This is a genomic window from Kitasatospora cheerisanensis KCTC 2395 (assembly GCF_000696185.1).
GTDB classification, from domain to species: Bacteria; Actinomycetota; Actinomycetes; order Streptomycetales; family Streptomycetaceae; genus Kitasatospora; species Kitasatospora cheerisanensis.
The window spans coordinates 7,554,029-7,567,440 of record NZ_KK853997.1 but is presented as its reverse complement, the minus strand read 5'-3'; the positions used below and the strand labels follow the sequence as shown (position 1 = coordinate 7,567,440).

Below are 13,412 nucleotides of genomic sequence, written 5' to 3'. Positions count from 1 at the left end.
TGGCGCGGGTCGGCGTCCGGGTGCGCGGCTCCGCGTCGGCGTCCGGCACGCTGGCCGCGCTGGCCGACCTCTACGGCGGGGAGCCGGTCCGGGCGGGCGTGTTCGAGGAGGCGGCGCGCGACGTCGAGGTGCTGTTCAGCGAACGGTTCCTGGCCGCGCACGCCGCGCACGCCCTGGCCGATCACCCGACCGCCCTGCGCCTCGCCGAGCTGCTGCTGGACCACTGCCGCTCGCACGGCCTGCTCGGCTGGCAGGCCACCTGCCTGCACCTGCTCGCCGAGGCGCAGTTGGCGCTGGGCGCGCTCGAGTCGGCCTCCCGGACGGCCGCGGAGGGTCTGCGGATCGCCGAGTACGCGGGCCTGGACCACCGGGCCTGCTACCTGCGGGCGACCCTCGCCGCCTGCGTGGCGGTCGAGGGCGACGCGGAGCGCTGCCGCGAACTCGCGCACGCCGCGCTCGACCACGCCGAGGCGCACGAGCTCGGCTGCGCCGCCGCCCACGCCCACCGGGCCCTCGCGCTGGCCCACCTCGGGGCCGGCGACCCGGCGCCGGCCCTCGCGCACCTCGACCGGGCCGACCGGCACCCGGCCGGGCCGCCCGTGCTGTCCGCGTTCCTGCTGCCCGACCTGGTCGAGGCGGCGGCCCGCACCGGCGCGTCCCGGCCCGGGGCCACCGGGCGGGTGGTGCGCTGGGCCGAGCGGTCCGGGCGTCCGGCCGCCCTCGCGCTGGCGGCCCGGTGCCGCGCGCTGGAGGCCGGGGACGAGCAGGCGGAGGAACTGTTCGCCGCGGCCGTCGCCCACGGCGAGCGGGCCGGCGCGGGCCTGGAACTCGCCCGCACCCGGCTGCTGTTCGGCGAGTGGCTGCGCCGGCGGCGGCGCCGGTCGGACGCGCGGCGGGTGCTGCGGGAGGCGCTGGAGTCCTTCGAGAAGTCGGGCGCGCGGCCGTGGGCGGAGCGGGCCCGGGCCGAACTCCGGGGCACCGGCGAGGTGATCGACGCCACCAGCAGCACCGGCACCCCGCTCGGCCGGCTCACCCCGCAGGAGCGCGAGGTGGTCCGGCTCGCCGCGGCGGGTCACAGCAACCGGGAGATCGCGGCGCAGCTGTTCCTCAGCCCGCGCACGGTCGGCCACCACCTCTACCGCGCCTTCCCCAAGCTCGGGGTGGCGTCCCGCGACCAGCTCCCGGGCGCCCTCGCGTCCTGACCTTCCCCCGCCCGACGCTTGTCACGGTCGGGTGGGAGGCTTGGCGGACCTGCGGAGCGGGGAAGGTCCGTGGCAACGGGGAGGGGAAGCCGATGCGGCACGACATCTGGGCGTGGGCGAAGTGGGTGGCGGTGTGGTGGCTGTGGATGCCTCTGCTGGCCGCACTGATCTGGGTGGTCAAGCACGCGGTGTTCGGCGGGTTCGGGCAGCAGGACCAGAGCTACCGGCTGCTGCTGGAGCGGACGTTCTTCCCGCACGGCGGGCTGGTGGACGCCGCGCCGCTGTTCTGGTTCTGGCTGGCGGTGGGGCTGTGCGGCACCGCCGGGGCGGTGGCGTTCGGCATGGACGAGCCGGGGCTGGAGTTCAACGGCCCGTGGGCCCGGATCACCGTCGCGGTGCTGCTGCTGGCGATGGCCGGTTCGCTGGTGCGGGCCGGCACGGGCGTGTGGGACGACGACAAGGACGCGGGGCGGTTCTACGCGGCGGCGACGGTTCTTGACGTACCGTCGGGCGGCGCGGCCACGCCGCGTTCGGTGCTGGCGGTGACGGAGCACACCCGGCCGGGCGACGGCGACCGCTGCGACCTGGTGGGCACGGCGGACGTGCCGGCCTGCGTGAAGAACGCGCCGATGCCGGACTTCGACTTCGAGGCGCGCACCGCCTCGTACGCGGCGGCGACCAAGGCGCTCACCGACAGCGCCGGGCTCGCCTCGGGCGTCCACCTGATGGGCCACAGCCTGCACTACCTTCCGGGCGCGAAGGACGCGCAGGGCGGCGTGTGGACGGCGGTGCTGGACGGTTCGGGCGAGCAGCCGATGGAGGGGGTCGCGGTCTGGGACGGCCGGTCCAACTCGGTGGTCAGCTGCGCGTTCCGCGGCGAGCACGCGTTCGGCCGGGCGTTCGGCGGGACGGGCGCGGTCAGCCTGCGCAACCTGCTGGCCGAGCGGTTCCCCGACCTGGTCTACAGCGAGCAGGACATCTGGGGGTACTGCGACGGCCCCGACCCGCGCACCGCCGAGCCGGTGGTGGTGATCTCGGTGGCCCGGCAGACCGCGTTCGAGCAGCGCACCGTGGTGGCCCCCGCCGGGGTGCTGGTGCTGCGCGGCTCGAAGAACGGGAAGCCGGACCTGACGTACCGTCCGAAGGTCGCGCCCGGCGAGCTGCCGGGCGCGGTGTACCCGGCCTCGGTGGTGCGCTCGCAGATCCACGAGGTGCAGTGGCTGGGCGGCCGGGGCGCGAAGGACGACCGCGGCTTCGGCTTCTCGCACACCTCGGCGAGCACCAACGCCACCAACCCCGGCGAGTTCCTGCTCCGTTCGAAGGCGGACGGGCACCTCTACTACGTGACGCCGCTGGTGCCCCGGGAGAGCTCCTCCCAGCTGGTGGTGGCCTTCGCCGTGCTCCAGGCCGACCGGGTCGGCGACGGCCTGAACGACCTGCACGTGTACGTACGCGCCGACGACGCCCCGCCGGTCAACCTGGACGTGCTGGCCAGCCGGATGGTCTCGTACATGGCCCAGCAGACCTCCATCACCATCAGCACCGGCCAGGGCGGCGCCCTCCAGGAGCTCATCCCCTTCGGCCGCGACATGTGGCGCGGCTTCGTCGACTTCAACGGCCAGACCCAGGACTACATCGACCTCTCCGGCGACGCCACCGTCACCCCCAACCTGGTCTCCCTCACCGGCCCGATCACCCCACCCGGCGGCCAGCCCCAACAGCCCCAGCCCCAGCCCACCGGCCAGCCCGCCACCACCTGCGGCAGCGCCCCCGACCAGCTCACCACCTCCCAACTCGCCACCTGCGTCGCCGACCTGTCCAAGGCCCTGCAGGGCCGCGTGCACGACTAGGCGTCTCTTCCCGGGCGGGCCGGGTACGGTGGCGTCGGAGGGGGTGGGCCGTGCGGGTTCCGAGTATTGACGAGGCCCGGGTCTGGCAGCGCCGGCTGCGGGGTGTCGCGCCGGGGCTGACGGGCCGTGAACTGGAGGCCGTGGAGCGCCGGTTCGGGTTCCGGTTCGCGGCCGACCACCGGGTGTTCCTGGCCGCCGGGCTGCCGACCGGGCCGAGCTGGCCGGACTGGCGGCACGGCGATCCGGAGCAGCTGCGCGAGCGGCTGGCCGGCCGGTCGAGGGCACCCTGTTCGACGTACGGCACAACGGGTTCTGGTACCCGCGCTGGGGTCCGCGGCCGCAGGACGCGGCGGAGCGGGAGCGGGTCGCCCGGGCCGCCCTGTCGTCCGTGCCGCGACTGGTGCCGCTGTACGGCCACCGCTACCTGCCGCCGGCCCCGTTCGGGCCCGGACATCCGGTGCTGTCGGTGCATCAGACCGACGTCATCGAGTACGGGCACGATCTGGCCGACTGGCTGGACGTCGAGTTCACCGGCCGCACGGCCCGCCCCAATGCCCGCTCCCTCGCCACCGTCCCGTTCTGGTCGTACTTCGTGACGGACGCACCGGAGGGCGCGGTCACCACCCCGCACGACCCGACGGCGGCGACCGACTCCGAGGCGGTGGAGTACCTGCGGATGCTGGCGCTGGAACGCCTGGTGGGCCGTCAGGTGGACGACGGGCAGCTGGTCACGGCCGGCCTGGTGGCGGACGCGCTCGGCGTGGTCGCGCCCTCGCTGCCGCGACTCGCCCGCCTGCCGGAGGACGGGCGCGGGCAGGCGGTGCCGCTGTTCGAACAGGTGCTGGCGGAGCTGGGCCTGTCCGACGCGCTGCCCGCCGACGACACCGACCTGCCGCACGAGCGGGCCCGCTGGGAGCTGGTCCGCTGGTGGCTGCGGCTGATCGTGGACGGCGGGATGCGCGCCTCGACCGGCGTCGGTGTGGTCGCCCACGCCGGCTGGGCCCCGCTGGGCCGCCCCGAGTCGCTGCGCCCGCTGGTCGAGCTGAGCCCCGAACGCCTCTCCCCGGACGCGCTGAGCCGCACCGACATCGCCCGGGCGGTCGTCACCGAGGCGCGCCGCCTGCTGGCCGGGCCGTGGCCGCCCGCCGAAGCCGCTCCAGCCGCGTCCTGAGCGGTGTTTCGCCACGTCAATGGCAGGCGCACGAATCCGGACGGAAGAATCTTCGTTTACGTCGAACCTCTTGACCGGCCGCCCGAACGCCGCTTAGCTGGCGCCCGCCCGTTCTCCTGACGGGCCATCAGTTCATCGACACGGGGGTCAAGTTGAACACGTCCCGCCTGCCCGCGCTCCGCGCGGCCGCCGTCGCCGCCGCCGCGCTCGCGGTCTCCTGCACGCTCACCGCCGCCGCGCCGGCGGCCGAGTCGGGGGCGACCCGGCTCACGCCGTTCACGCTCACCAGCCCGGACTTCCGGGACGGGGGCAAGCTGCCGTCGTGGACCGAGTTCGGCGGGCCGGGCTCGGAGGACGCGCCGTGCCACGGCAAGAACCTCGCCCCGCAGCTGAACTGGCGCAACGCGCCCGAGGGCACGGCCGGTTACGCCCTGCTGGTGAACGACCCGGACGCCCCGCGGGCCGGCGGCTGGCACCACTGGGTGCTCTACGACATCCCCGGCTCCGCCAGTCGGATCGACGGCCACGGCACCGTCCAGTTCACCCAGGGCGCCAACAGCTTCGGCCCGCCGGTGGTCGGCTGGGGCGGCCCGTGCCCGCCCGCCACCGGCCAGCCGCACCACTACGTGTTCACGCTGTACGCGCTCTCCACCCCGACCCTCCCGAACGCGGGGATGACCTACGAGGAGGTCACCACCGCCATCACGCCGTACGTCCTCGGGGCCACCACCATCGTGGGCACCTTCCGCCTGCCCGCCTGACGCCGCGTCGGCGCGCCGGGGGCCGTCCCCGGCGCGCCGTCCCGGAGGCCGCGGCGCCCGCCCGTAGCATGGGCGCTGTCCCGCAGCCGTCCCGCCGCCGGAGGTGCCGCCGTGACCAGTGCGCGGGAGCTGTACGAGCGGACGGTCGCCGAACTGGCCCCGGCCGCCGCCGGGAACCGCCTGGTCGAGCTGGTGGAGGCCGGCGTCGCACCGCGCGAGGCGCTGCGGCGGATCGCCGGCGAGGAGCACCGGATCATCCGCAGCGACCGCCGCTCCTTCGCCCTGCTGGCGGCGCGCTTCGCGGACCGCGGCCGGGCCGCCCCGTTCTTCCTCGGGCTGGCGGCGGGCGAGGGCGAGGCACTCGGCCTCCTCACGCCCTTCGCCACCGCCGTCGGCCTCTCCCCCGCGGACCTGGCGACCTACCGCTCCCGGCCGGCCGCCCAGACCTACCCGCACTACCTGGCGTGGCTGGCCCAGTCCGGCACCCTGGCCGAGACCGTCCTCGCCCTGCTCGCCAACTTCGGCTTCTGGGGCGGCTACTGCGCCCGCCTGGCCGCCGCGCTCCCCCGCCACTACGGCCTCTCCGCCGAGGCCACCGCCTTCTTCGCGTTCTTCGCCGCCCTCCCGCCGGACTTCGAGTCCGAGGCCCTCGCCCTGCTCCAGTCCGCCCTGGACGACGGCGAGTCCGCCGCGGAGGCCCGCCACGCGGCCCGCCTGATGCAGTCCTACGAGTCCTCGTTCTGGGCCGCGGTGCTGCCGGCGGACGCCCCGCGGACCTGAAGGTCCGTCAGGGAAGCAGCCGGGCGGAGCGGATCAACTCCGGTGGGCCCGCTACCTTTCCGTGCGCCGGCGCGTGGATTACTGCGGGCCGGCCACTGGGGCCGGCACGAGAGGGGGAATCGACATGCGACGGTGGACCACCGCGCTGGCTGCCGTGATGCTCGCCGCGGGGGTGGCGGCGACCACGGTCCCGACGGCCTCGGCCGTCACCGCCACCACCGACTGCTCGACCGCGTGGGGCAGCCTCGACCGGCAGGACCGGACCGTCCCGTACCAGCCGCAGGCGCTGACGAATGTCCGCACCGGCGCGCACGAGTGCTTCGACCGGCTGGTGATCGACGCCCCGGAGACCTCGCCGGAGAACCCGCTGGCCTACCAGGTGCACTACACCACCGGCAACGTCGTCTACCAGGACGGCTCCGGCACGCCGGTCCCGGTGAGTGGCGGCGCCGTCCTGGAGATCATCGTCGGCGCGAGCACCTACGACCCGGCCACCTGGCAGAAGGTCTACCCGGCCCGCTCGGGCGACGCGCTCCCCGGCGTCGACCTCACCGGCTACCGCACCTTCGTGGAGGGCCGCTTCGCCGGCAGCCTGGAGGGCCAGTCCAAGTTCGGCCTCGGCGTCCGGGCCCGCCTGCCGTTCGAGGTCTTCCAGCTCGACAACCGACTCGTCATCGACGTCGCCCACAGCTGGACCGCCGCCGGCTGACGCCGCACCGCCACAGCCACGGGGTCGCACCCGACGGAGTGTCAGCTCTCCGCCGCCGCGCCCTGCTCGTACGCGGCCATGGTGCGGACGAACAGGGCGCGCTCCGCGGGGGTGAGCGGGGCGAAGGCCGCGTGCCAGGCGGCGGCGCCGTTGGCGAGCCAGGTCTCGATCGCGGTGCGGGTGGCGGGGTCGGCGGTGAGCGAGACGATGGTGCGGCGGCGGTCGGCGGGGTCGGGGCGGCGTTCCAGGACGCCCTGCCGGGTGAGGTCGCCGACCATCAGGCTGGCCGTGGTGTGGGCGACTTCGAGGCGGGCGGCGAGCGTGCCGACCGGCATCGGGCCGTCGTAGACCAGGTAGGACAGCAACGACAGGTGCCGGGGCGCGAGTTGGAAGCCGGCCAGCGCCTCGGGGACGGCGATCCGCTTGACCCGGGCGGCCACCCTCGGCATCAGCAGCAGCATGGCGCGGACGGCGTCCGGCCCGGTCAGCCCGCCGTCGGGCTCCGGCTCCGACCGGGGGCGGGAGGTGCGGTCCATCCGGCCTCCTGGTGCGGTCCGTCGGTGCGCGGGCAAGGGAGGCCCACGCTACCGGACGGGCCGTCAGCGCGGCGGGTGCGGGGCGGACGGCGGCAGCAGGTGCGTCTCCTCGTAGGCGAAGTGCGCCTCCAACCCCTCGGTGAGGCGGTCGAGTTCGGCGCGCAGCTCGCCGGGGTCGGCGCCGGGCGCGGACAGCCGGGCCTCGAAGCGGTCGAGCGCCTCGGCGACGGTGCGGTGTTCGGCGCGCAGCCGGGCGAGGGCCGGGATCAGCTGCGGGTACTGCCGCTCGAAGGCGGTGAAGGCGCCCTCCTCGCGGGTGTGGTGCATGCCGAGGCCGTAGCAGAACGTGAGGCAGCGCTCGCGCAGTTGGGCGGCGAGGTCGGGTGCGGGGCCGGTCCGGCGTGGTCGAGGCGGGTGCGCAGGTCGGCGAGTTGGCGGCGCAGGTCCTCGTGGTGCTGCTGGAGCTGGCCGAGCACGCGGGCGGCGAGCGCGGGGTCGGCGGACAGGTCGAGCGGGTGCAGGGCGAGCACCGGGATGGTGCGGTCGGTGCGCTCGGCGTAGTCGGCGAAGGACGGGACGCGGCGGGCCTGTTCGGCGAACTCGCGGTCGCGTTCGGCCGCGTCGAGTTCGACGGGGCGGACCGACAGGATGGTCAGTCCGCCCTCGCCGTCGGGGAGTTCGACGGTGCCGCCGCCGGCGGCGAGCAGGTTGCGGTACCACTGGGGGTGTTCGGCGGCGCCGCCGTTGGAGCCGAACACCAGGTAGCGGCTGCCGTCCTGCCGGTAGGCGAGCGGTGTGGTGCGGGGCCGGCCGGTGCGCCGGCCGGCGGTGGTGAGCAGCAGCAGGTCGGGGAACCCGTCGACCCGTCCCCCGCCGGCCCGGAATTCCCTGACGACCCGCTGGTTGAAGTCCTCGGCCATGGTCTCGCCCTCCCCGCCCTCGATTGCATTTGCAAGCAAAGACAATCTAGGCAGGCCGCTCGCCGCCGGTCAACACCTTCCTGACGCGCCGTCAGTGGTCGTAGACCGTCACGGGTATGCCGCGCGCGCCCAGCCGGGCGGCCACCAGCGGCTCGATGCGCTCCCAGCGGCCGCCGGCCAGCCCGCAGCCGATCCGCGGCATGTGGACGGAGGCGCCGAGCCGGCGGGCGTGGCCGCCGAGCGCGGCGAGCGCGGTGTCGACGGCCTCGTAGCGGATCGGGACGCCGGTGGAGCGGCCGGTCCTGATGCCCCGTTGGCCGACCATGTTCGCCACCCACAGGTAGGGCTCGACCTGGACGAGCTGCACCGCGCCGAGCCCGAAGTCGTTGCCGGCCCGCTCCCGGTGCCAGCGGCGGTAGGCGGCCTCGGGTTCGGGCCAGCGGCGGGACAGGGCGAGGACGAAGCCCTTGCCCCAGCCGCCGAGGTCGTTGCAGACGTGCGCGACGATCCGCACGCCCTTGCCCTGCGGCGCGGTGGCGTCCCCGCGCAGGTAGGTGATCGGCTGTTCCATCCGGCCATGCTGCCAGCCGCCCCTGACACCGGCTCACCCCTCGGCCGGTCCTCCGCCGGCCCGCCCCTCGGCCGGCCCGCCCGTCAGCCGGCCGGCCCGTGCCGCGGTAGGTGCGCGGCACCTCGTCCTCCGTGCCGGGTTCGACGGTCACGAACTGGCCCATCATGCCGCTGTCCTCGTGCCGCAGCACGTGGCAGTGGTACATGTACGGCTCGACCGGGTCGCTGTACGGGCCGAACTGGACGGCCAGCCGGACGGTGCCGTTGGGCGGCACGAAGACGGTGTCCTTGTGGCCGCCGGCGTACCCGGGGGCGGGTCGGTCGTCCTCGTCCAGGAGTTGGAAGGCGACCTCGTGGATGTGGAAGTTGTGCGAGAGGCCGCCGCCGTTCTGGATCTCCCAGATCTCGATGGTGCCGGTGGCCACCACCTCGTCGATCCGGTCCATGTCCATCGGCCGGCCGTTGATGGTGTTGTCACGCCCGTTGAGCAGGAAGCGGCGGACCGTCGCCCCGTCCGGCGGGACGATCGCGGGGGCCCGCCGAGGGTGGCGGGCAGCGCCGGCGCGGGTCGCAGCCGGGCGGCGGCGACGAACCGGAGCAGGTCGAAGTCGCCCCTGGCGAGGTCCGTGCCGTCGTCGACGGTGCGCAGCACGGCGCTGTCGCCGGGAGTGAAGTCGACCAGGACCTCGGCGCGTTCGCCGGGGCTGAGGGCGAGCGTGCCGGTCTCGACGGGGGCGGGCAGCAGTCCGCCGTCGGTGGCGATGACGCGGAACGGGCGGCCGTCGGCGAAGGCCAGGTTGTAGAGGCGGGCGTTGGAGGCGTTGAGCAGGCGCAGCCGGACGCGGGCGGTGGTGACGTCGAAGCGGGCGTCGGTGGTGCCGTTGACCAGGACGCGGTCGCCGAGGATGCCGTAGGGGCCGGCCAGCGGGTCGCCGTCGAGGGCGCCGTCGGCGGTGAGGGTCTTGTCCTGGAGGATCAGCGGGATGTCGTCGATGCCGTAGCCGCTGGGGAGTTGGCGGGCCTGCGGGTCCTGGTCGTCGTCGATGATGAACAGGCCGGCCAGGCCGCGGTAGATGTGCTGGGCGGTCTCGCCGTGCGGGTGGGGGTGGTACCAGGTGGTGGCGGCGGGCTGGTCGAGGGTCCAGCTGGGCGTCCAGATGGCGCCGGGTTCGATCAGCTGGTGCGGTCCGCCGTCCATCGCGGCGGGCAGCCGGGTGCCGTGCCAGTGGACGGTGGTGGCCTCGGGGAGCTGGTTGCGGACGGTCATCGCGATCCGGTCGCCGCGACTGGCGCGCAGGGTGGGGCCGAGGTAGGGGCCGTTGAAGCCCCAGGTGGTGGTGGGGCGTCCGGGCAGCAGGGCGAACCGGCCCGGGGCCATGGCGAGTTCGAAGGTGCGGACGCCGTCGGGGCCGGCCTCGGGGTGGAGCAGCATCGGGATCCGCAGCGGGTTGGACGGGTCGGGCGGCGGGGGCGCGATCCGGCCGGGTGCGGTGCCGGTGTTGCTGCCGCAGGCGGTGAGGGGGCCGGCGGCGCCGGTCAGCGCGGCGAGGGCGAGGAAGGTTCGGCGGTTCACGCGGTCAACTCCGGGATCACTCGCGCCCCGTAGGCGTCGATGGTGGATTCGCGGGCGTCGTGCATCGCGTACAGCGCGAACTGGTCGACGCCCAGCTCGCGCAGGGTGCGCAGCTTGGCGAGGTGGGCCTCGGCGGGGCCGAGCAGGCAGAAGCGGTCGACGATGGCGTCGGGCACGAAGTCGGTGGACGGGTTCCCGGCGCGGCCGTGGTGGCTGTAGTCGTAGCCGTGCCGGTCCTTGATGTAGGCGGTGAGTTCGTCGGGGACCAGGGCGGAGTGTTCGCCGTAGCGGGCGACCAGGTCGGCGACGTGGTTGCCGACCATGCCGCCGAACCAGCGGCACTGTGCGCGGGCGTGGTCGAGGTCCTCGCCGACGTAGGCGGGCGCGGCGACGCAGACGGTGATGGCGTCGGGGTCGCGGCCGGCCTCCTCGGCGGCGCGGCGGACGGCCTTGACCATCCATTCGGTGAGGTAGGGGTCGGCGAGTTGGAGGATGAAGCCGTCGGCCTTCTGTCCGGCCAGGGCGAGCGCCCTGGGTCCGTAGGCGGCCATCCAGACCGGGAGCCGGCCGTCGGTGATCCACGGGATCCGGATCGGGCTGCCGTCGACCACGGCTTCGCGGCCCTCGGCGAGGTCGCGGATGGCGTCGATGGCCTCGCTGAGCCGGGCCAGCGTGTTGGGGGGCCGGCCGGCCACCCGCATCGCGGAGTCGCCGCGGCCGATGCCGCAGACGGTGCGGTTGCCGAACATGTCGTTGAGGGTGGCGAAGGTGGAGGCGGTGACCTCCCAGGTGCGGGTGCCCGGGTTGGTGACCATGGTGCCGACGTGCATCCGCTCGGTGTGTTCGAGGATCTGACTGTGGATCACGAACGGTTCCTGCCAGAGCACGGCGGAGTCGAAGGTCCAGCCGTAGCGGAAGCCGTTGCGTTCGGCGCGGCGCATCAGGTCGACGACCTTCGCGGCCGGCGGGTCGGTCTGCAGGACGAGTCCGAAGTCCACTGCGGTGGTTCCCCTTTCAGAGGTACTGGCAGGTGGAGCGGGGCAGGAACGCGCCGTGGCCGGGGCGGCCGAGGTAGTGGCCGCGGTCGAGGACGACCTCGCCGCGCGACAGCACGGTCTCGACCCGGCCGGTGACGGTGCGGCCCTCGTAGGCCGAGTAGTCGACGTTCATGTGGTGGGTGGCGGCGGACAGGGTGTGGGTGGTGTGCGGGTCGTAGATCACCACGTCGGCGTCGGCGCCGGGGGCGAGGGTGCCCTTGCGCGGGTACAGGCCGAACATCCGGGCGGGCGCGGCGCAGGCGATGTCGATCCACCGGCGGCGGGTCAGGTGGCCGTCCACCACGGCCTGGTGCAGCAGGTCCATCCGGTTCTCGACGCCGGGCAGGCCGTTGGGGATCTTCGAGAAGTCGCCGCGGCCGAGTTCCTTCTGCCCCTTGAAGCAGAACGGGCAGTGGTCGGTGGAGACCACCTGGAGGTCGTCGGTGCGCAGGCCGCGCCAGAGCGCGGCCTGGTGCTCCTCGGGCCGCAGCGGCGTGGAGCACACGTACTTGGCGCCCTCGAAGCCGGGTTCGGCGAGGTTGTCGGTGGAGAGGTACAGGTACTGCGGGCAGGTCTCGCCGAACACCGGGAGGCCGAGGTCGCGGGCGGCGGCGAGTTCGGCGAGCGCCTCGCGGGCGGAGACGTGCACCACGTACAGCGGCGCGCCGGCCACCCGGGCGAGCTGGATCGCCCGGTGGGTGGCCTCGGCCTCCAGCAGCGCCTTGCGCACCTCGCCGTGGTAGCGGGGGTCGGTCCGGCCGCCGGCCAGGGCCTGTTCGACCAGCACGTCGATGGCGGGGCCGTTCTCGGCGTGCATCATGATCAGTCCGCCGGTGTCGGCGGCCTGCTGCATGGCGCGCAGGATCTGGCCGTCGTCGGAGTAGAAGACCCCGGGGTAGGCCATGAACAGTTTGAAGGAGGTGACGCCTTCGCCGATCAGGCCCGGCATCTCACGGAGCGTCGACTCGTTGACGTCCGAGACGATCATGTGCAGGCCGTAGTCGATCGCGCAGCGGCCGTCGGCCTTGGCGTGCCAGGCGTCGAGTCCGGCGCGCAGCGAGGCGCCCTTCGACTGGACGGCGAAGTCGACGACGGTGGTGGTCCCGCCCCAGGCGGCGGCCCGGGTGCCGGTCTCGAAGGTGTCGGAGGCGAACGTCCCGCCGAACGGCAGCTCCATGTGGGTGTGCACGTCCACCCCGCCCGGGATCACGTACTTGCCGGTCGCGTCGAACACCCGGTCGGCGGTCCAGTGCTGGCGGCCCGTCAGGGCGAGCGCGACCACGGTGCCGTTCTCGATCAGCACGTCCGCGGGCGTCTCCTCGGCGGCCGTGACGACCAGCCCGCCGGTGATCAGGGTCCGGGCCACCGCGCTCACGCCCCGGTGAGCGGGCCGTACGCGTCCGGCCGCCGGTCCCGGTAGAACGCCCACTGCTGCCGGACCTGGTCGATGACGTCCAGGTCGAGGTCCCGGACGACGAGTTCCTCGCGCTTGTCGGAGGCCGCCTCGCCGACGAGTTGGCCGCGCGGGTCCACGAAGTAGCTGGTGCCGTAGAAGTCGTCGTCGCCGTACTCCTCCACGCCGACGCGGTTGATCGCCGCGACGAAGTACTCGTTGGCGACGGCCGCGGCGGGCTGCTCCAACTGCCAGAGGTAGGCGGAGAGTCCGCGGCTGGTCGCGGACGGGTTGTAGACGATCTCGGCGCCGGCGAGGCCGAGCGCCCGCCAGCCCTCCGGGAAGTGCCGGTCGTAGCAGATGTTCACGCCGACCTTGCCGACCGCCGTGTCGAACACCGGCCAGCCGAGGTTCCCGGGCCGGAAGTAGTACTTCTCCCAGAAGCCGTGCACCTGCGGGATGTGGTGCTTGCGGTACTTCCCGAGGTAGCTGCCGTCGGCGTCGATCACGGCGGCGGTGTTGTAGTAGAAGCCGGCCTGCTCGATCTCGTACACCGGCACCACCATCACCATCCCGAGCTCGCGCGCCAGCGCGCACATCCGCCGCACGGTCGGCCCGTCCGGGACGGCTTCGGCCCAGCCGTAGTGCTCGGGTTCCTGCACCTGGCAGAAGTACGGTGCGTTGAACACCTCCTGGAACCCGATGATCCGCGCCCCCTGCGCGGCGGCGTCCCGGGCGGCCTTCTCGTGCGCCGCGACCATCGACTCCTTGTCCCCCGTCCACGCGGTCTGGAACAGGGCAGCCCTGACGACACGACCCATGGCCGTCCTCCTCGTTCGAACGCACCGTTAGAGCGCCGACAGTAGGAGCCGCCCCGGCGATGTCCGGGTGCCACACGGGTGGTGACGGG

The 13,412-nt window shown here is 74.2% G+C and carries 13 protein-coding genes and 2 pseudogenes; 6 read left to right on the top strand and 9 right to left on the bottom strand.

Annotation, left to right across the window (positions count from 1 at the left end):
• The 6 genes from KCH_RS43610 to KCH_RS34025 form a co-directional block, all read left to right on the top strand.
• Nucleotides 1-1,202: helix-turn-helix transcriptional regulator (locus KCH_RS43610; protein ID WP_244305554.1), on the top strand; the 1,202-nt coding region annotated here is incomplete at its 5' end.
• A gap of 92 nt (nt 1,203-1,294) precedes the next feature.
• A complete protein-coding gene (locus KCH_RS43010) occupies nt 1,295-3,052 on the top strand; it encodes a hypothetical protein (RefSeq protein WP_051653750.1) in 1,758 nt (585 codons plus the stop codon).
• Between the two features lie 388 nt (nt 3,053-3,440).
• Nucleotides 3,441-4,223, top strand: a complete 783-nt coding sequence (locus tag KCH_RS34040; protein ID WP_063750228.1) for a hypothetical protein — start codon at nt 3,441-3,443, stop codon at nt 4,221-4,223.
• 152 nt (nt 4,224-4,375) lie between these two features.
• Nucleotides 4,376-4,984: a YbhB/YbcL family Raf kinase inhibitor-like protein gene (locus KCH_RS34035; RefSeq protein WP_051653749.1), complete on the top strand. Its 609-nt coding sequence runs from the start codon at nt 4,376-4,378 to the stop codon at nt 4,982-4,984.
• A 111-nt stretch (nt 4,985-5,095) separates the two neighbouring features.
• A complete protein-coding gene (locus tag KCH_RS34030; RefSeq protein ID WP_051653748.1) occupies nt 5,096-5,764 on the top strand; it encodes a thiaminase II/PqqC family protein in 669 nt (222 codons plus the stop codon).
• A 124-nt stretch (nt 5,765-5,888) separates the two neighbouring features.
• The gene (locus KCH_RS34025; RefSeq protein WP_157032311.1) at nt 5,889-6,473 is read left to right on the top strand and encodes an AMIN-like domain-containing (lipo)protein; all 585 of its coding nucleotides are present in this window, start codon (nt 5,889-5,891) and stop codon (nt 6,471-6,473) included.
• Between the two features lie 41 nt (nt 6,474-6,514).
• On the opposite strand, the gene KCH_RS34020 is transcribed toward KCH_RS34025, so the two are convergent.
• The 9 genes and pseudogenes from KCH_RS34020 to KCH_RS33985 all read right to left on the bottom strand — a co-directional run bounded on the left by KCH_RS34020 (nt 6,515) and on the right by KCH_RS33985 (nt 13,323).
• Nucleotides 6,515-7,009 (bottom strand): MarR family winged helix-turn-helix transcriptional regulator, encoded by a 495-nt coding sequence (locus KCH_RS34020; protein ID WP_051653747.1) that lies wholly within the window; start codon nt 7,007-7,009, stop codon nt 6,515-6,517.
• Between the two features lie 63 nt (nt 7,010-7,072).
• The gene (locus KCH_RS45455; protein ID WP_341865453.1) at nt 7,073-7,336 is read right to left on the bottom strand and encodes a hemerythrin domain-containing protein; all 264 of its coding nucleotides are present in this window, start codon (nt 7,334-7,336) and stop codon (nt 7,073-7,075) included.
• Nucleotides 7,276-7,968: a nitroreductase/quinone reductase family protein gene (locus tag KCH_RS38250; RefSeq protein ID WP_244305553.1), complete on the bottom strand. Its 693-nt coding sequence runs from the start codon at nt 7,966-7,968 to the stop codon at nt 7,276-7,278. Before KCH_RS38250 ends, KCH_RS45455 begins: the two co-directional genes overlap by 61 nt.
• 52 nt (nt 7,969-8,020) lie before the next feature.
• Nucleotides 8,021-8,500: a macro domain-containing protein gene (locus KCH_RS34005; RefSeq protein ID WP_035869671.1), complete on the bottom strand. Its 480-nt coding sequence runs from the start codon at nt 8,498-8,500 to the stop codon at nt 8,021-8,023.
• A 202-nt stretch (nt 8,501-8,702) separates the two neighbouring features.
• Nucleotides 8,703-8,951 (bottom strand): annotated as a pseudogene (locus tag KCH_RS47545) (multicopper oxidase domain-containing protein); the annotation flags it as partial.
• Between the two features lie 275 nt (nt 8,952-9,226).
• A pseudogene (locus KCH_RS47540) lies at nt 9,227-9,877 on the bottom strand (multicopper oxidase family protein); the annotation flags it as partial.
• A 191-nt stretch (nt 9,878-10,068) separates the two neighbouring features.
• Nucleotides 10,069-11,070, bottom strand: coding sequence for a TIGR03842 family LLM class F420-dependent oxidoreductase (locus KCH_RS33995; RefSeq protein WP_035869667.1), 1,002 nt, complete (start codon nt 11,068-11,070; stop codon nt 10,069-10,071).
• A 16-nt stretch (nt 11,071-11,086) separates the two neighbouring features.
• Nucleotides 11,087-12,475, bottom strand: a complete 1,389-nt coding sequence (hydA, locus tag KCH_RS33990; RefSeq protein ID WP_035875038.1) for a dihydropyrimidinase — start codon at nt 12,473-12,475, stop codon at nt 11,087-11,089.
• 5 nt (nt 12,476-12,480) lie between these two features.
• Nucleotides 12,481-13,323, bottom strand: coding sequence for a nitrilase-related carbon-nitrogen hydrolase (locus KCH_RS33985; protein ID WP_035869664.1), 843 nt, complete (start codon nt 13,321-13,323; stop codon nt 12,481-12,483).
• Nucleotides 13,324-13,412: the final 89 nt, after the last annotated feature.